The organism is Allobosea sp. WAO (genome assembly GCF_001509835.1).
Classification (GTDB): Bacteria; Pseudomonadota; Alphaproteobacteria; order Rhizobiales; family Beijerinckiaceae; genus Allobosea.
Window position 1 is genome coordinate 156,690 of record NZ_JXTJ01000007.1, and the last position, 16,247, is coordinate 172,936.

The following is a 16,247-nucleotide window of genomic DNA, read 5'->3' on the forward strand; positions in this document are numbered from 1 at the left end:
GCATCACCTTTTATTACAACTAATGCGAGCAAATCGTCTCCTGTCAACTCCTGTCATCAATCGAGAGGGAGCGCGTACCCACCCCCTCGCATCGGCGGCGATCTGCGCCCATATTGCGGCCATGCCAAAGCGCCCCGATGCCAGCTCCGACACCGTCTCGCCCGAGGCGGAACGCCCCGCCGCCGAGGCCGCAAAGCCCGCGGCCAAGAAGCCCGCGAAGAAGCCGGCGAGCGCGCGCACGCCCAATTCCAAGGCAACGAAGCCGGAGCTGAAGCCGCTGGAAGGCTATCTCGCCGACCTGCTCAACCCGGCGATCAACCGCGGCACGGCGGTGCCGGGCGGCGCCTCTGGCTTCAAGGACACGCCGCAGGCCGGCTATGAGGCGCGGCCGGGCGATGCCGGCGAGACCAAGAAGCGCAAGCTCTCGAAGAAGGCCGACGCCGCCTTCGCCGGCTCGGATGGCGAGACCGCGGCCTCGCTGACGGCGCAGTCGCTGCAGGCGCTGCTGGAGACCGGCAGCCCGTTCATCGAGCCCGGCAAGGCCTGGGTGCCGCACCGCCCGGCCCGCCCCGAGAAATCGGAAGGCGGCGTGCGTTTTCAGATGAAGAGCGATTTCTCTCCATCAGGCGACCAGCCGACCGCGATCGCCGATCTCGTCGACGGCATCAGCCGGCAAGAGCGCGACCAGGTGCTGCTCGGCGTCACCGGCTCCGGAAAAACCTTCACCATGGCCAAGGTGATCGAGGAGACGCAGCGCCCGGCGCTGATCCTCGCCCCGAACAAGACATTGGCGGCGCAGCTCTACGGCGAGTTCAAGAGCTTCTTCCCCGACAACGCGGTCGAGTACTTCGTCTCCTATTACGACTACTACCAGCCCGAGGCCTATGTGCCGCGCTCGGACACCTATATCGAGAAGGAATCCTCGATCAACGAGCAGATCGACCGGATGCGCCATTCGGCGACGCGCTCTTTGCTCGAACGCGACGACGTGATCATCGTCGCCTCGGTCTCCTGCATCTACGGCATCGGCTCGGTCGAGACCTATACGGCGATGACCTTCTCGCTGAAGCTCGGCGAGCGCATCGAGCAGCGCCAGCTGATCGCCGACCTCGTGGCGCTGCAATACAAGCGCGTCCAGCACGATTTTGCGCGCGGCACTTTTCGCGTGCGCGGCGACACGGTCGAGCTCTACCCGGCCCACTATGAGGACCGCGCCTGGCGCATCGGCCTGTTCGGCGACGAGATCGAGAGCATCTCGGAATTCGACCCGCTCACCGGGCAGAAGACCGGCGAGCTCGAATTCATCAAGGTCTACGGCAATTCGCACTACACCACGCCGCGCCCGACGCTGAACCAGGCGGTGAAGTCGATCAAGGAGGAGCTGAAGGGCCGGCTCGACGAGCTCAACCGCATGGGCCGCTATCTCGAGGCGCAGCGGCTCGACCAGCGCTGCACCTTCGACATCGAGATGATCGAGGCCACCGGCTCCTGCAACGGCATCGAGAACTATTCGCGCTATCTCACCGGCCGCAAGCCGGGCGAGCCGCCGCCGACCCTGTTCGAATACCTGCCCGACAACGCCCTCGTCTTCACCGACGAAAGCCATGTCACGGTTCCGCAGATCGGCGCGATGTACAAGGGCGACTTCCGCCGCAAGGCGACGCTGGCCGAATACGGCTTCCGCCTGCCCTCCTGCATGGACAACCGGCCCCTGCGCTTCGAGGAATGGGACGCGATGCGCCCCGCCTCGGTGCATGTCTCGGCCACGCCCGGCTCATGGGAGATGGAGCAGACCGGCGGCGTCTTCACCGAGCAGGTCATCCGCCCGACCGGGCTGATCGACCCGCCGGTCGAGATCAGGCCCGCCAAGCACCAGGTCGCCGACCTCCTCGACGAGATCAAGGAGGTCACCGAAAAGGGCTTCCGCACCCTCGTCACCGTGCTGACCAAGCGCATGGCCGAGGACCTGACCGAATATTTGCACGAGAACGGCGTGCGGGTGCGCTACATGCACTCCGACATCGACACGATCGAGCGCATCGAGATCCTGCGCGACCTGCGCCTCGGCGCGTTCGACGTGCTGGTCGGCATCAACCTGCTGCGCGAGGGCCTCGACATTCCCGAATGCGGCTTCGTCGCCATTCTCGACGCCGACAAGGAAGGTTTCCTCCGCTCGGAGACCTCGCTGATCCAGACCATCGGCCGCGCCGCCCGCAATGTCGACGGCAAGGTCATCCTCTATGCCGACCACATCACCGGCTCGATGGAACGAGCGATGGCCGAGACCAATCGCCGGCGCGAAAAGCAAGAGGCCTACAACGCCGAGCACGGCATCACGCCGCAGACGATCCGGCGCGCCATCGGCGACATCCTCGGCTCGGTCTATGAGCGCGACCATGTCACCGTCGACAAGGGCCTGGTCGAGGGCCCGGTCGCCGGCCACAACCTCAAGGCGGCGATCGCCGATCTCGAGAAGCGCATGCGCGAAGCCGCCGCCGACCTCGAATTCGAGACCGCCGCGCGCCTGCGCGACGAGATCAAGCGCCTGCAGGCGACCGAGCTCGCCATCGCCGACGACCCGCTCGCCCGCCAGAGCGATGTCGAGGGCAGCGCCGGCAAGTACCAGGGCGAGCGCAGTTATGGCGCCTCGGCCAACCTGCCGACGAGAGCCCGCAAGCCGACCGAGGCCGATATGGGCCCGCACAACTGGGGCGGCGGCGAAGCAAAGCCGCTCGCCCGCGTGGCGCGACCGCGCAAGCCCGGGCTCGACGAGATGGGCCCGGTGCCGGAATCGCGGCCCAAGGGGGCGGGGGAGAGACGGGGAAGGCGGAAGTAGAACATGGCCGAGTGTGATCCACATCTAGTCGAAGGATTTTCCACGACATTCACAGACGGTGATGATGAATTGCAACGACAGTAGCTCGCGAATGTATCGGGAGACTGGCCGATAGTGCGCTAGTGCGTCCCACTGCCGCTCTATCGGAGTTTTCGAACTTTTTGGGCGCAGAATATCGAGCGCAAATGCTACTCGCTTGACAGGCTTGGCTGTGTGAGTTCAGAATAAATGCGACGCTGGCGGGCTTTGGGTGGCTATGCGACCGTATTAGCCCGCTGGCGTTCTATACTCTTATAGTTTGCATACGGAATTTGGCATTTTGACTCAGCTCATCGACCGAGAGTGTTCGGACTGATAGCTTTTCGCGCAAGTATCTGTTGATCTCAGCACGGCGCGCCGATCTCATCACGGCGAATTCATATCGAGCAAGCCCCGTCAAGAATTGCGATATCTCGATTAGTTCGTTATCTGCTTTGATAACACGATTTTGATCGTTTTCTCGAGACACAAAATCTTGCAGCCCTCTTGCCAATCTCCTGTCGTGAGGATTTTTCTCTGTATACTTGAGAGAAACAGAAACAGGAAGGGCAGATCTAAGCATTCCTGATTGTGAAATCAGCGCAGCATAACAAGACAACCGAACAGCGTCCTTTTCGGCGGGATCATCCGGCCAAATAGCGTTCTCGATTCGCGCGCAGAAATATCGAATACTATCCTGTGAAAGTATATAATCAATAATTTGATGTGAATATTTAATCTTCCATTTATCAGTCGATCTCGATAAAAGCTTTCTCCAATAACTACATTTTTCACGAATTTTTTGAATTTCAGCACGATGCGTTGTATCATCTGCAGAATAAAGAACACCAAGAAACATACCCGATGCAGATGGAACGCCACTCTGTCCAATATAAGAAAACATACGCTTACTATATTGTGCGTTCCCCACAGCAGGACTACTACATAGAGCGACCCCTACCGACGTCGCTCGAATTATAAAATCTCGACGAGTATTTTCAGCATTCATATGTCTCGGGAGGTTTTGTGTCATTGTCTATCATAGCCTCCTTGTAACTTTCCTTACAGATTCCTTTTACGAGACTTAGGTCAGCCCCTCTTAAATCAGCGCCCTTCAACGAAATACCGCGAACAGAATGCATTGAGAACTTAGCCCCTCGAAGATCAACGCTATCAAGGACAGCTCTATCCATCAAGACCGTCTTCAAATCTGCGCCCGCCAGACCTTTCGCATGCGTTAGATCAGCATCCGTTAGGATGACCCCCGCCCAAGTCGCGCCATTCAGATAGGCGCCTCTCAACCTCGCCTGCCTTAGTGATGCGCCTGATAGGTTTGCACCGATCAGTCTCGCATCATAGAATTTTGCTCCCCTAAAATTTGCCTCTTGAAGCTTAGATTCCGTCATTATTGATGTTGACAAATCCCCATCGGGCAAAATTAATCTGCGAAGATCGCTTCCAGTTAAATCAACATTACTGCATTTCTTATTCTTAATATTATAGCTCAGATATTCGACTGCAGCCTGCACATCAACTCTGGCTCTCGTAAAATCATTTGACATATTTGGTGAATTTCGAACCATTGTAGCAATAATAGAACAATGTCCTGATATAGAATTTTGATTATAGTATCTAAATCCAATAGCGTTACGTATAATCGCCTCGCGATTCTCAGACGATAGAGTTTCAAGCTTCTCTAACGAGACTTGTATCCTTTTCTCGTTTGACCAATTAAGGACCGTCGTTAATCCATGCAATAAAATTCCTAGAACTAATCCAATTAAAGAAATAGCAAATATTAATTTAATAGAATATTTAAGAATATCATATGTATCTTTCTTTATCATCTTCTCTATGGGAAGCTTATCTATAATTAACTTAAAAAGTCCAAAAAAACAAAGAACCGCCAACGCTCCAATAGACAACGGCGTCTGAATGTTTTCTGCAATCCTCAGTATTGCTTCCATGACTCGCCCTTTTCCAGCAGCGACGAATGCGTTTTTGTAGAACGCTTTTCCCGCTAGCCCAAGCCACCCCTCTCCAAATTGCAAACACGTGCGGGCAGGAATATTGAAGCATCCTGATGCTTGCACAATCAAGAAGAAGTGCACATATCGCGGACGACCGGCTGAGCCAACGCTCGCGCCAGCTCGTCGTGAAGGTCGTCCTAGTCTGGATTGCCCGCTATGATCGTGTGTTCTCTAAGTGCGATACCAGCGCTTCATCGAGGTCTCGCGCTGGATCGCGGCTTCGATCTCGTCATGCCATTCGTACCAGATGAGGCGCTTGAGGCCGTCTGTCCTGGTGAAGCCGGCGAGCAGCCCCTCGCGATGCTCGCGGACACGGTGCGCCAGATCGCTCGTCACGCCGAGATAGAGCGTGCCGTTCGGCCGGTTGGTCATGATGTAGACCCAGCCACCCTTGCGCCTCATGCCGGCAGGATGGCGGGTGGTCCGGCGAGCGGCAAGAGTGCCGACGCCTTTCCCGTCATGCTCGGCCTTGTGCCGAGCATCCATGTCTTGCGGCGCTGATGACATGCCCGCCAGCTCGGTGCCCCGTCGCTCGGATGCAAAGGCGTGGATGGTCGGGACAAGCCCGACCATGACGGGGAGGGTAAAGCAGGGAAACGGGGGCAACTTATCCCCGTCATCCCAACCGCCCGTATAATCCCCCGCATCCCATCCCCGAGGGGCGGCCGACCGGAGGCATGTCGTTTGGCGGGGTGGGTGCGGCGCCTGCGGCCGGGCTTGCAACCCGGTCCCGGGAGGCTTCGGGAACCGACCTGGGGACACTACGATCCCTGCGCGAGGAGCTCGCTAGCTGGACCTGCCGCCGATCGTGAACCGCCCGAGCGCCGATGCGACAACCCGATGAGGGGAACAGGCGAAGGCGACGAGCGGGATCGGGGCAAGGTCCGAATGAAGCGCGGCCCGGAGTTTTCAAATCGCCGCCGGCGGAGCGCCACGGGGCGTGCGGATGGTGGCTCAATCCATCCGCGCCGCTCCCGGTCACGGAAGCGGATCACCAAACGCGCCTCGCGGCGCTCCGCTGCCCCTCAGATGCGACAACGCCCGCGGGACGAGCCTGCGGGCGGGGACGACGCTTGGGCGAACCCCTCCCCCTTGCGGGGAGGGGCAGGGGTGGGGGGCGGAAAGTCGGAACGCGCGGGCGCCGGTTCGCCGTGACGCTTCTACCGGCAGTTTCGTACCCAGTCGTTCGCCCCCCCATCCCCAACCCTTCCCCGCAAGGGGGAAGGGAGTTGGCGTGGAGCTGCCGGATGAAGGAAGCAAAGGCGTCTCACCCGGTCGAACCGCCCTCATCCCCTGCCGGACCTTCTCCCCCGCTCATGTCGGATGTTTCCGACATGAGCCACCTAGAGTGCCCATCTCGGGCAGGCCCGAGATGGGTGGGAGAAGGAAGCTGAAAGTTCCCGCGCCCTTCGCTTGTGGGGAACAGGGGCACGAAGGGCGCGGGGCCGCCTTACCAGCGGTCGTAGGCGTCGCGGTGGCGGCGGCCATGGGCCGGGGCCCAGGGCGGCGGGCCGCCATGGCGGCGGCCATAGCCATAGCCGTAGCCGTCGCGATAGCGATGGCGGCGCTCATAGCGGTCCTGGCGCTCCATGTTGCGCTGGATCTCCCACATCCGGTGCTCGCGGTTGTGGCGGACATAGGTCGCCTCGAGCTTGTCGAGCCTGCTGGCGCCGCCAAACGCCTCGCCGGCGACGGCCGGGGTGGCGGCGGCGCCGAGTGCGATGGCCGCGGCGATGAGAATGTGACGCATGGCTTTGTCTCCTTCGTCTGTTGTGGGGATTTGACCAGCGGGGCACGGAACCCCGCCTGAACGGGCCAGTCGGCTGCCGTTCATCTTGGGACCGGCGCGTTTCCGCCGGCTCGGGATGGAATCAGGGAATCAGGCGTCGGGCCCGCCCTCGATCTCGCTCGCCCAGGCGAGCGCCGCGTCGAAAGCGCCGGGCTTGAAGCTCCGGACCTCGACGAAGGGCACGAGCGGGCTCGCGATCGCGACCAGGGTCTCGATCCAGCCCTTGTCGGTGACGACAGCCTCGCGTGGGAAACGGTGCCATTGCAGGATCTTGCCAAAACCGTAGCGGGCATCTTTCAGGCCGGCGCGGAAGGTCATGTCCTCGAAGCCAGTGAGATCGGCGAAGATGCCGAGCTTCTCATGCCGTTCGAGCTTGGCCTCGATCTCGGCGATCAGCCGGTCGAAATCCGGCTCGGTCAGCGTGCCGGTGATGCGGAAGGCCGCGACATGATCGGCCGCGGGTAGGATGTCGAGCATTGCGGGCTCCTGCCTTGCAAGCTCCTGGCCTGCACCCCGAACAACGCAAAGCTGCGGCAGAAGTTCGCGGCGAACCTTCGGCGCGGCGGGGCGTTGGCTCAGCGGGGGGCACTGCACGCAAAGGAGATGATGATGGCCAATGCCGGCGGGAAGCTCGGCCCGAGCATCAAGGGCAAGGGAGACGGAACCGGCGCGACGAGCACGCGGCCGGTCTCGCTGCCCGACCACAAGGTGCTCTCCAATCGCGACAAGACGCAGCTCAATCGCGGCCGCGGCCTGGACGGCAAATGGATCGAGAACGAGCAGGTCTACGAGACGCAAGGCAACCAGCGCTCGCAGGGCGAATGAGCCCTATTTCAGCGCGACGATCAGCATCAGGAAGGCGAGGACGATCAGGACCTGCTTCAGGCTCCAGTTGATCCGCCTGAGCTGCTCGGAAACCGGATCATCCGGTTCCTCTTCGGGGTCGGCTTCAGCAGCGGCCGCATCGGGATCAGCCGGTGCAGTGCCGCTACGGAGGCCGGCCCTGCTCCATTCGATCGACTCGACCCGGCCATGGCCGCTGGCGCTGCGGCCGCTGGCGGCTTCGAGCCCGAGATGGAAGGCGAGCGGCCTTCCCGGCAGCGCCTCGGGCTCGGCCTCGCGCAGCCAGAGATCGGTGGCGGCGCTGAGCGACAGGTGCAGGGGTTCGGGCGCGCTCGCGGCGAGGTCGCGGCCGAGTTCGGCGAAGAGCGGCTGCGGCAGGAAGAGATCGGCGCGGTAGTTCTGATCGAGCCCGGCCTCCTGCGTATCGCCGGAAAGGCCGAGGCGGAGCAGCGGCGCCTGCGCACCTTCGGTCGGGAAGGGCCGGATGGTCAGGGCGATGTCATGGGCCTCGCCGGGATAGCCGGCACGGTGCAGGCTCGCCTCGCGCGGCCGGGCGCGAGCCTCGATGCGGTTGGCCTCGTGCCGCACGCCCTCGCGCCAGACATGGCCGCGCACCAGAGCGAGCCCGTCCGCCTCCAGAGCGAGCGGGCGGCCGACGGCCTGGATGAAGGCGCCGGTGACCCCGTCGACCGTCATCCGCCCGTCGGCGATGCTGACGCCGCGCACCGCCTGGTTCATGCGAGGTCCGAATCTCGAATAGCCATGGCGGGACGATAGCAGGTTGGAGCCGCCGCGCGCCAGAACGGGCGCCGCCATGCGCCGGCCATGCCGCCACGCAAGAATTTTTTGCTACGGCGCCCCTCGGCAGAACAGCCTTCCAGATTAGAAAGTCTCTTTAAAAGAACGTTTGGATTGACATGCAGAACGACCTTGGCTAGGTTGATCGTGTCGTCGGGCTCAGCCCTGCGGCCGCGGAGATTTGAGCGAGCAGCTTGCGCCGCGTCACCAAACGCTAAAGCGGAGAGCAACATGACCAAGCATTCCTTTCCTCCGATCGGACCGACGCTCCGTTCGATGATGTTCTGTTGTCGGCGCTGAGCAAGCGCTGAGGCCGCCTACGCGGCGGAGTTTTTTCCGAACAGATTCATCCTTCGAGACGCCGCAACGCGGCGGAGGTCATGTCATGTCGCAGCTCACTTTCCTTGCATCCGATCAGCCCGCCACTGCCCAGCCGACGCTCGCTTATGTCATCGAGGTCGGCGAGACCCAGGCCGGGCTGGTGGCGCGCCGCGCCGGCGAGCGCCTCTTCACCTTCATCTCGGCGGCTTCGGCCTTCGACCGGCTCGAGGGCGAGCGCTTCGCGACGCCGGGCGCGGCCGAGCGGGCCGCCCGTTTGCTGGCGGCCCCGCGCCGCCAGGGCCAGACGCGGCTGGCGGCCTGAGGCGGGTGATGTCCGTGCTCGAAACCCTGCGCCGGCGCCTCGCGCATTGGCTCGGTGACGCCCTGCCCGCCGTGCCCGGCGCACCGCGCTGGCACGACCAGCCTTCATTTTCGATCGACGCCGAGGCGCAGCGTCGATCGGTCCGGCAGGTGACGCTCGAGCAAATCGGCATCACCCACTGGTCCTGCCACACGCTATACTGAGGTCATGATGAACGCCCCCCTGAAACCCGACGCCTTCCGCGTCGCGGCCGAGATCGCGCCAGCGGCCGAGCCGATCATCCGCTTCGAGCGGGTCGGCAAGGTCTTTGCCGGCCGGCGCCGGCAGAAGCCCGTCACGGCGCTGGAAGGCATCGACCTCGATGTGCCGCGCGGCGCCATCGTCGGCGTGATCGGCCGCTCCGGCGCCGGCAAGTCGACCCTGATCCGCCTGGTCAACGGGCTGGAGCGCGCCAGCTCCGGCCGCATCCTGATCGAGGGTGAGGACGTCACCGGCCTGACCGAGGCCGGCTGGCGGACGCGCCGCCGCTCGACCGGCATGATCTTCCAGCACTTCAACCTTCTGTCCTCGCGCACGGTGTTCGACAATGTCGCGCTGCCGCTCGAGATCGGCGGTACGCCGAAGGCCGAAATCGCCGGACGGGTCGAGAAGCTGCTCGACCTCGTCGGCCTCGCCGACAAGCGCGAGCGCTATCCGGCCGAGCTCTCGGGCGGGCAGAAGCAGCGCGTCGGCATCGCCCGGGCGCTGGCGACCGACCCGAAGGTGCTGCTCTGCGACGAGGCGACCTCGGCGCTCGACCCCGAGACGACACAGTCGATCCTGGCCCTGCTCAAGCAGGTCAACCGCGAGCTCGGTGTCACCATCCTTTTGATCACCCACGAAATTCCGGTGATCAAGGAGATCTGCGACCGGGTCGCCGTGATCGAGGGCGGGCGCATCGTCGAGGAGGGCGAGACTTTCGAGGTCTTCACCCGGCCGCAGCATCCGACCACGGCGCGTTTCGTCGAGGCGGTCACCGGCGTCGAATTGCCGGCCCATCTCGAAGGGCAGCTGCGCGAGACGCCGCAGGCCGGCGGCAGCACGGTGCTGCGCATCACCTTCTCCGGTGCCAATGCCACTGCGCCGGTGATCAGCCGGCTCAGCGCCACGGTCGGCATCGACATCAACATCCTGGCGGGGCGGATCGACGCCATCGCCGGCAAGCCCTTCGGCAGCCTGCTGGTCGCGATCCCGGCCGGCGAGCCCGGCGTCGGCGCCGTGCTCGGCGCGCTGAAGGGCCTCGAACTCAAGGCAGAGGTCATCGGTCATGTCGCCTGAACTCATCCGCCTGATCATCCAGGCCACCGGCGACACGCTGCTGATGGTCGCGATCGCCGCCGGGCTCGGCACCTTGCTCGGCCTGCCGCTCGGCGTCTTCCTCGCGACGAGCAAGCGCGGCGAGCTTTTCGCCGCCCCGGCCGTCAACGCCATCCTCGGTACGCTGGTCAACGCCACGCGCTCGACGCCGTTCATCATCCTCGTCGTCGCGATCATCCCGTTCACCCGGCTGATCGCCGGCACCTCGATCGGCACCACGGCGGCGACGGTGCCGCTGACGGTCGCGGCGACGCCGTTCATCGCCCGCCTCATCGAGGGCGCGATCCGCGAGGTCGACCAGGGGCTGGTCGAGGCCGCGCGCTCGATGGGCGCGACGCCGGTGCAGATCGTCCGCAAGGTCCTCGTCCCCGAGGCGCTGCCGGCGATCACGCTCGGCCTGACGCTCGCTCTCGTCAGCCTGATCGGCTTCTCGGCCATGGTCGGCGCGGTCGGCGGTGGCGGGCTCGGCGATCTCGGCATCCGCTATGGCTATCAGCGCTTCATGCCCGAGGTGATGGCAGCCGTGGTCGCCGTCCTGATCGTCCTCGTCCAGGCCGTTCAGAGCCTCGGCGACCGCCTCGCCCGCCATCTCAACAAGCGCCTGCGCCACGCCTGAGCGCCACGCGAACCTTCTTCTTCAGCCGGAGCCTACCATGTCCACGTTCATCTCCCGGCGCAGCCTGCTGGCTGCCGCCGCCGCTCTCTCCTTGTCCGCTTCGGGCGCCCTCGCCCAGCAGAACCAGGTGATCCGCATCGGCGTCACCCCCGGCCCGCATGCCGAGATCGTCGAGCAGATCAAGCCGATCATCGCCAAGAAGGGCTATGAGCTCAAAATCTTCGAGTTCTCGGACTTCGTCATCCCAAACCAGGCGCTCGACACCGGCGACCTCGAGGCCAATGCCTTCCAGCACCAGCCCTATCTCGACAACCAGGTGAAGGATCGCGGCTTCAAGATCGTAAGCGCCGCGCCGACCGTGAACTTCCCGATGGGGATCTACTCGGCCAAGTACAAGAGCTGGGCCGAGGTACCGGACGGCGCCACCGTCTCGATCCAGAACGACCCGACCAATGGCGGCCGCGCCCTGCTGCTGCTGCAGGACAAGGGTGTGATCAAGCTGAAGGGCGGCACCGGCTTCAAGCCGACCGTGCTCGACATCACCGAGAACCCCAAAAAGCTGAAGATCGTCGAGATCGAGGCCGGGCAGACGGTGCGCTCACTGGCCGACGTCGCTGCCGCGGCGATCAATACGAGCTATGCTGTCGACGCGAAAATCGACCCTAACTCGGCGATCCTGCGCGAGGCGCCCAAGGGCCCCTACACCAACCTGATCGCGGTGCGCAGCGTCGACAAGGACAAGCCCTGGGTGCAGGCGCTGGTCGACAGCTACCGCTCGCCCGAGATCAAGGCCTTCGTCGCCGAGCGCTTCAAGGGCTCGATCCTGCCTACCTGGTGAAACCGTCGTCTTCCGCAATCTTCAAGAACGGAGTCCGTTCCATGACCACCCGCAGGACCATTCTCGCCGCCGCCCTCGCAGTCGCTGTCGCCGGCCCGGCGCTCGCCCAGCAGAACCAGGTCGTCCGCATCGGCGTCTCGCCCGGGCCGCATGCCGAGATCCTCGAAAAGGTGAAGCCGATCGCCGCCAAGAAGGGGCTCGACCTCAAGATCACCGAGTTCTCCGACTATGTCGTGCCGAACCAGGCGCTCGACGCCGGCGAGCTGGAAGCCAATTCGTTCCAGAACCAGCCCTATCTCGACAACCAGGTGAAGGATCGCGGCTTCAAGCTGGTCAGCGTCGGGCTGACCGTGAACTTCCCGCTCGGCATCTATTCGGCGAAGCACAAGAGCTGGGCCGAGGTGCCGGACGGAGCCACGATCGCGATCCAGAACGACCCGACCAATGGCGGCCGCTCGCTGCTGCTGCTGCAGGACAAGGGCGTGATCAAGCTGAAGGACGGCGTCGGCTTCAAGCCGACCGTCGCCGACATCGTGAGCAACCCGAAGAAGCTGAAGATCATCGAGATCGAGGCCGCCCAGACGGCGCGCTCGCTGGCCGACGTCGCCGCTGCGGCGATCAACACCAACTACGCCGTCGACGCCAAGATCGAGCCGACCTCTGCGATCCTGCGCGAAGACCCGAAGGGGCCTTATGTCAACCTGATCGCGGTCCGCGCCGCCGACAAGGACAAGCCCTGGGTCAAGGCGCTGCTCGAATCCTATCACACTCCCGAGATCAAGGCCTTCGTCGCCGAGCGCTTCAAGGGTTCGGTCCTCGCCGGCTGGTAAGCTTCCTCCCACCTGGCATGGTCACTGCCGGGCACCTGCCCCGGAAGCGCAAGCTTCCGGGGTTTTTCGTTTCCGGCGCGAATGCGTAGTCGTCCCGGGCGACCGAAGGGAGACCCGGGACCCATGCCTGAGCCTTTTGCGATGAAGGCTCAGGCATGGGTCCCGGATCGGTGCGGCTTCGCCGCTTGTCCGGGACGACAGAGAGGTAGGACGGGGATCAAACCGACAGGTACTGCGAGCGCACGGCATCATTGGCTTTGAGCTCGGCCATGGTGCCGGAGAAGCGGATCAGGCCCTTCTCGATGATCGTGGCACGGTCGGCGACCGAACCGGCGAAATGCAGGTTCTGCTCGGAGATCAGCACCGAGAGCCCCTCGCTTTTCAGCGCCAGAATGGTCTTGGCCATGTCCTCGACGATGACCGGGGCAAGCCCTTCGGAAGGCTCGTCGAGCAGAACAAGGCTCGGATTGCCCATCAGGGTCCGGGCGATGGTCAGCATCTGCTGCTCGCCGCCCGACATCGCCCCGCCCGGCCGGTCGCGCATGCGGCCGAGATTGGGGAAGAGGTCGAACAGCCGCTCGGGCGTCCAATAGGGCACGTTCTCGCGGCGCGGCCGGCGCCCGACGGCGAGGTTCTCCATGACGCTGAGCTCGGAGAAGACGCGCCGGTCCTCCGGGACATAGCCGAGGCCGAGCCGGGCGATCTCGAAGGGCTCGCGCCCGGCGATCGGCTGCCCGTCGAAGACGACGCGGCCCGATTGCGGCGCAACGAGCCCCATCACCGCCTTCATCGTCGTCGATTTGCCGGCGCCGTTGCGACCCATCAGCGCCAGCACCTCGCCGCGGCCCATCGAGAAGCCGACGCCCTGCAGGATATGGGCGCGGCCGTAATAGGCGTTGAGCCCTTCGATCTCGAGCATGGTGGCGCCCATCAATGGCCTCCCGAAGTCGCGCCTGAGCCGAGATAGACGGCGCGCACCGCCGGATCGTTGCGGACCTCCTCGGCCTTGCCTTGCGCGATCAGCCGGCCGCGGTCGAGCACCAGCACGGCGTCGGAATGGGCGAAGACGACGTCCATGTCGTGCTCGGTGAAGAGCACGGCGATGCCGCGCTGCCGGGCGATCTCGGCGGTCAGCGCCATCAGGGCGATACGCTCGCGCGGCGCCATGCCGGCCGTGGGCTCGTCCATCAGCAGGAGTTTTGGCTGGTTGGCGATGGCGACGGCGAGCTCGACGCGCTTCAGATCGCCATAGGCGAGCACGCCGCAGGCGCGCTCGGCCTGGTCGAGCATGCCGACCTGTTGCAGCAGCGCGTCGGCTTCGGCGACATGGCGATCCTTGGCCCGGCCGAACAGTTTCCAGATCTCGCCGGCATGCGAGATCAGCGCCATCTGGACATTCTCGCGCACGCTCATCGAGGCGAAGGTGGCGGTGATCTGGAAGGTGCGGCCGACGCCGAGGCGCCAGACCTCGCGCGGCTTCAGCCCGCTGATCCGGCGGCCGGCGAGGATGACCTCGCCGCGATCGGAGGGCAGCTGGCCGTTCAGCATGTTGAAGCAGGTGGTCTTGCCGGCGCCGTTCGGGCCGATCAGGGCAAGCAGCTTGCCGGCTTCGACCTGGAAGCTGACATCGTCGACGGCACGCACGCCGCCGAAGGATTTGCCGAGATTGCGGACTTCGAGGACCGGCGTCATCGGGCGGGCTCCGGCGTGGCGGCAGGCGCGGCGCCGCCATCCTCGCGGCGGCGCTCGGCGAGGGCGAGCGTGGTGCCGACCAGCCCGCGTGGGAACAGGATGACGAGCAGCACGATCGAGGCGCCGAGCACGAAGCGCCAGTACATCGTCGCCTTGGCGAGCTGCTCCTGCAGACCCATGAAGGCGAAGGCGCCGACGATCGGGCCCGAAACCGTCTGGACGCCGCCGAGCAGCACCATCAGCAGCGCATCGACCGAACGCGGGATCGCCATATAGGTCGGGAAGACCGAGCCCTTGAAGAATGCGAAGAGCGAGCCTGCAATGCCCGCCGCAAAGGCGGCGATGATGAAGGCGAGCCACTGGATGCGCATCACCGGCAGGCCGATCGCCTCGGCCCTGAGCGGGCTGTCGCGCCCGGCCCGCAGGGCATAGCCGAACGGCGCGAAGACGAAGACCCGGAGCAGCAGCACGAAAACGACGCAGATCGCCAGCGTGAGGTAATAGAACACGAGCTTCGAGCTTGCCCAGGCCGCAGGCCAGACGCCGAGGATGCCGTTGTCGCCACCGGTGAGATCGACCCATTGGAACGCGGTCGCCCAGGCGATCTGGGCGAAGGCGAGCGTCAGCATCGCCAGATAGACGCCCGAGAGCCGGACGCAGAACCAGCCGAAGACGAAGCCGGCAATGCCCGCCAGGAAGGGAGCGAAGACAAGCGCCGGCAGCATCGGCAGAGCGAGCCATTTCACGGCGAGCGCCGCACCATAGGCGCCGAGGCCGAAATAGGCGGCGTGGCCGAAGGAGGCCATGCCGCCCGGACCCATCATCAGGTGCAGCGAGGCCGCAAAGAGCGCGAAGATCGAGAGCTCGGTGAGCGTCAGCAGCCAGTGATCGGCGACGATGAAGGGCGCGACCAAGAGGAGTGCGAGGGCCAGCAAGCCGAGTCCCTTGGCGGCAGGGCTGGCCGGCAGCAGCAGCGGCTCGACCGGACCATGGGCATGGGCGCTGCCGACCGGCCGCTTGCCCATCAGCCCGTAGGGCTTGACCATCAGGACGACCGCCATGACCAGGAAGACGAGGACGAGCGTGATCTTCGGGAAGATCAGGATGCCGAAGGCGTGGATCACGCCGATCAGCACTGCTGCGAGATAGGCGCCGGTAACGCTGCCGAGCCCGCCGACGACGACCACGACGAAGGCCTCGGCGATCATCGACAGGTCCATGTGCAGATTGACCGCCTCGCGCGGGAGCTGCAGCGCGCCGCCAAGGCCGGCGAGACCGGCGCCGAAGGCGAAGACCGAGGTGAAGAGCAGGCGCTGGTTGACGCCGAGCGCCCCGACCATCTCACGATCCTGCGTCGCGGCGCGCACCAAGGTGCCCCAGCGCGTCTTCTGGAACAGGAACCAGAGCAGGGCGAGCATGATCGGCCCGACCACGATCAGGAAGAGCTCATAGGTCGGGAAGCGGCTACCCATCAGCAAGACGAAGCTCTTGAAGCCGGGGGCACGCGGGCCGAGCTTGTCCTCCGCCCCCCAGATCGCCAGCGCGATATCCTGCACCATCAGCACGAGACCGAAGGTCGCGAGCAGCTGGAAGAGCTCCGGCGCCTGATAGATCCGGCGCAGGATGGTGATCTCGACCAGGGCTCCGATCACCGCGATGATCAGCGCCGCGAGCACCACCCCGCCCCAGAAGCCGAGCGCTTCGGAGCCGCCGAAATAGGAAACCAGCGTGAAGGCGAGATAGGCGCCCAGCATGTAGAAGGAGCCGTGCGCGAAGTTCACGATCCGCGTCACGCCGAAGATGATCGAGAGCCCGCAGGCGACGAGGAACAGCGACGAGGCCGAGGCCAGGCCGTTCAGCGTCTGCGCGAAAATCAGGTCGATCATACCGACATCCATCGAACCGGGCGAAAAGGACGCGCTCTTCCAGCGGCCGCAACGCAAGGTCGCGGCCGGGAT

General features: G+C 64.2%; 18 protein-coding genes. 8 read left to right on the forward strand and 10 right to left on the reverse strand.

Annotation, left to right across the window (positions count from 1 at the left end; genetic code table 11):
* Positions 1-121 precede the first annotated feature (121 nt).
* Complete coding sequence (gene uvrB / locus DK26_RS13205) at positions 122-2,836, forward strand: excinuclease ABC subunit UvrB (protein ID WP_083533204.1); 2,715 nt, start codon at positions 122-124, stop codon at positions 2,834-2,836.
* A gap of 283 nt (positions 2,837-3,119) precedes the next feature.
* On the opposite strand, the gene DK26_RS29000 is transcribed toward uvrB, so the two are convergent.
* The 5 genes from DK26_RS29000 to DK26_RS13220 all read right to left on the reverse strand — a co-directional run bounded on the left by DK26_RS29000 (position 3,120) and on the right by DK26_RS13220 (position 7,150).
* Complete coding sequence (locus tag DK26_RS29000) at positions 3,120-3,887, reverse strand: hypothetical protein (protein ID WP_157089645.1); 768 nt, start codon at positions 3,885-3,887, stop codon at positions 3,120-3,122.
* A complete protein-coding gene (locus DK26_RS28535) occupies positions 3,853-4,821 on the reverse strand; it encodes a pentapeptide repeat-containing protein (RefSeq protein WP_083533205.1) in 969 nt (322 codons plus the stop codon). The genes DK26_RS29000 and DK26_RS28535 overlap by 35 nt, the downstream gene beginning before the upstream one ends.
* Before the next feature lie 234 nt (positions 4,822-5,055).
* Entirely contained in the window at positions 5,056-5,370 is a 315-nt protein-coding gene (locus DK26_RS13210; RefSeq protein ID WP_349236327.1) for a GIY-YIG nuclease family protein, read from the reverse strand.
* Positions 5,371-6,334: 964 nt separating this feature from the next.
* A complete protein-coding gene (locus tag DK26_RS13215) occupies positions 6,335-6,634 on the reverse strand; it encodes a hypothetical protein (protein WP_066472934.1) in 300 nt (99 codons plus the stop codon).
* A 129-nt stretch (positions 6,635-6,763) separates the two neighbouring features.
* Positions 6,764-7,150 (reverse strand): STAS/SEC14 domain-containing protein, encoded by a 387-nt coding sequence (locus DK26_RS13220; RefSeq protein WP_066472935.1) that lies wholly within the window; start codon positions 7,148-7,150, stop codon positions 6,764-6,766.
* Positions 7,151-7,282: 132 nt separating this feature from the next.
* Between DK26_RS13220 and DK26_RS13225 the strand changes: the two genes are divergently transcribed.
* Positions 7,283-7,498, forward strand: coding sequence for a hypothetical protein (locus tag DK26_RS13225; protein ID WP_066472936.1), 216 nt, complete (start codon positions 7,283-7,285; stop codon positions 7,496-7,498).
* Positions 7,499-7,501: 3 nt separating this feature from the next.
* Here DK26_RS13225 and DK26_RS13230 read toward each other — a convergent pair whose 3' ends face one another.
* Both DK26_RS13230 and DK26_RS29005 read right to left on the reverse strand, forming a co-directional pair.
* Positions 7,502-8,254 (reverse strand): hypothetical protein, encoded by a 753-nt coding sequence (locus DK26_RS13230; RefSeq protein WP_066472938.1) that lies wholly within the window; start codon positions 8,252-8,254, stop codon positions 7,502-7,504.
* Positions 8,251-8,553: a hypothetical protein gene (locus DK26_RS29005; protein ID WP_184231700.1), complete on the reverse strand. Its 303-nt coding sequence runs from the start codon at positions 8,551-8,553 to the stop codon at positions 8,251-8,253. Before DK26_RS29005 ends, DK26_RS13230 begins: the two co-directional genes overlap by 4 nt.
* 146 nt (positions 8,554-8,699) lie before the next feature.
* Between DK26_RS29005 and DK26_RS13235 the strand changes: the two genes are divergently transcribed.
* From DK26_RS13235 to DK26_RS13260, 6 genes are read left to right on the forward strand one after another with little or no spacing between them, the layout of a single operon-like run.
* Positions 8,700-8,957, forward strand: a complete 258-nt coding sequence (locus tag DK26_RS13235; RefSeq protein WP_066472940.1) for a hypothetical protein — start codon at positions 8,700-8,702, stop codon at positions 8,955-8,957.
* 8 nt (positions 8,958-8,965) lie between these two features.
* Entirely contained in the window at positions 8,966-9,160 is a 195-nt protein-coding gene (locus tag DK26_RS13240; protein ID WP_066472941.1) for a hypothetical protein, read from the forward strand.
* 7 nt (positions 9,161-9,167) lie between these two features.
* Positions 9,168-10,274, forward strand: coding sequence for a methionine ABC transporter ATP-binding protein (locus DK26_RS13245; RefSeq protein WP_066473782.1), 1,107 nt, complete (start codon positions 9,168-9,170; stop codon positions 10,272-10,274).
* Complete coding sequence (locus tag DK26_RS13250; protein WP_066472944.1) at positions 10,264-10,929, forward strand: methionine ABC transporter permease; 666 nt, start codon at positions 10,264-10,266, stop codon at positions 10,927-10,929. The genes DK26_RS13245 and DK26_RS13250 overlap by 11 nt, the downstream gene beginning before the upstream one ends.
* A 37-nt stretch (positions 10,930-10,966) precedes the next feature.
* Positions 10,967-11,767 (forward strand): MetQ/NlpA family ABC transporter substrate-binding protein, encoded by an 801-nt coding sequence (locus DK26_RS13255; RefSeq protein ID WP_066472947.1) that lies wholly within the window; start codon positions 10,967-10,969, stop codon positions 11,765-11,767.
* A gap of 41 nt (positions 11,768-11,808) precedes the next feature.
* Positions 11,809-12,597: a MetQ/NlpA family ABC transporter substrate-binding protein gene (locus DK26_RS13260; protein ID WP_066472948.1), complete on the forward strand. Its 789-nt coding sequence runs from the start codon at positions 11,809-11,811 to the stop codon at positions 12,595-12,597.
* A gap of 217 nt (positions 12,598-12,814) precedes the next feature.
* Here DK26_RS13260 and DK26_RS13265 read toward each other — a convergent pair whose 3' ends face one another.
* From DK26_RS13265 to DK26_RS13275, 3 genes are read right to left on the reverse strand one after another with little or no spacing between them, the layout of a single operon-like run.
* A complete protein-coding gene (locus DK26_RS13265) occupies positions 12,815-13,528 on the reverse strand; it encodes an ABC transporter ATP-binding protein (RefSeq protein WP_066472950.1) in 714 nt (237 codons plus the stop codon).
* Complete coding sequence (locus DK26_RS13270; RefSeq protein WP_066472952.1) at positions 13,528-14,289, reverse strand: ABC transporter ATP-binding protein; 762 nt, start codon at positions 14,287-14,289, stop codon at positions 13,528-13,530. Before DK26_RS13270 ends, DK26_RS13265 begins: the two co-directional genes overlap by 1 nt.
* Positions 14,286-16,175 carry an ABC transporter permease gene (locus DK26_RS13275; protein ID WP_066473785.1) on the reverse strand — a complete coding sequence of 630 codons (1,890 nt, stop codon included), beginning with the start codon at positions 16,173-16,175 and terminating at the stop codon, positions 14,286-14,288. Before DK26_RS13275 ends, DK26_RS13270 begins: the two co-directional genes overlap by 4 nt.
* Between the last annotated feature and the right edge of the window lie 72 nt (positions 16,176-16,247).

Bases quoted from the DNA above. Each gene is read 5' to 3' on its own strand.
- uvrB (WP_083533204.1), top strand. From the start codon at position 122: ATGCCAAAGCGCCCCGATGCCAGCTCCGACACCGTCTCGCCCGAGGCG.
- DK26_RS29000 (WP_157089645.1), bottom strand. From the start codon at position 3,887: ATGACACAAAACCTCCCGAGACATATGAATGCTGAAAATACTCGTCGA.
- DK26_RS28535 (WP_083533205.1), bottom strand. From the start codon at position 4,821: ATGGAAGCAATACTGAGGATTGCAGAAAACATTCAGACGCCGTTGTCT.
- DK26_RS13210 (WP_349236327.1), bottom strand. From the start codon at position 5,370: ATGGATGCTCGGCACAAGGCCGAGCATGACGGGAAAGGCGTCGGCACT.
- DK26_RS13215 (WP_066472934.1), bottom strand. From the start codon at position 6,634: ATGCGTCACATTCTCATCGCCGCGGCCATCGCACTCGGCGCCGCCGCC.
- DK26_RS13220 (WP_066472935.1), bottom strand. From the start codon at position 7,150: ATGCTCGACATCCTACCCGCGGCCGATCATGTCGCGGCCTTCCGCATC.
- DK26_RS13225 (WP_066472936.1), top strand. From the start codon at position 7,283: ATGGCCAATGCCGGCGGGAAGCTCGGCCCGAGCATCAAGGGCAAGGGA.
- DK26_RS13230 (WP_066472938.1), bottom strand. From the start codon at position 8,254: ATGAACCAGGCGGTGCGCGGCGTCAGCATCGCCGACGGGCGGATGACG.
- DK26_RS13235 (WP_066472940.1), top strand. From the start codon at position 8,700: ATGTCGCAGCTCACTTTCCTTGCATCCGATCAGCCCGCCACTGCCCAG.
- DK26_RS13240 (WP_066472941.1), top strand. From the start codon at position 8,966: ATGTCCGTGCTCGAAACCCTGCGCCGGCGCCTCGCGCATTGGCTCGGT.
- DK26_RS13245 (WP_066473782.1), top strand. From the start codon at position 9,168: ATGAACGCCCCCCTGAAACCCGACGCCTTCCGCGTCGCGGCCGAGATC.
- DK26_RS13250 (WP_066472944.1), top strand. From the start codon at position 10,264: ATGTCGCCTGAACTCATCCGCCTGATCATCCAGGCCACCGGCGACACG.
- DK26_RS13255 (WP_066472947.1), top strand. From the start codon at position 10,967: ATGTCCACGTTCATCTCCCGGCGCAGCCTGCTGGCTGCCGCCGCCGCT.
- DK26_RS13260 (WP_066472948.1), top strand. From the start codon at position 11,809: ATGACCACCCGCAGGACCATTCTCGCCGCCGCCCTCGCAGTCGCTGTC.
- DK26_RS13265 (WP_066472950.1), bottom strand. From the start codon at position 13,528: ATGGGCGCCACCATGCTCGAGATCGAAGGGCTCAACGCCTATTACGGC.
- DK26_RS13270 (WP_066472952.1), bottom strand. From the start codon at position 14,289: ATGACGCCGGTCCTCGAAGTCCGCAATCTCGGCAAATCCTTCGGCGGC.
- DK26_RS13275 (WP_066473785.1), bottom strand. From the start codon at position 16,175: ATGATCGACCTGATTTTCGCGCAGACGCTGAACGGCCTGGCCTCGGCC.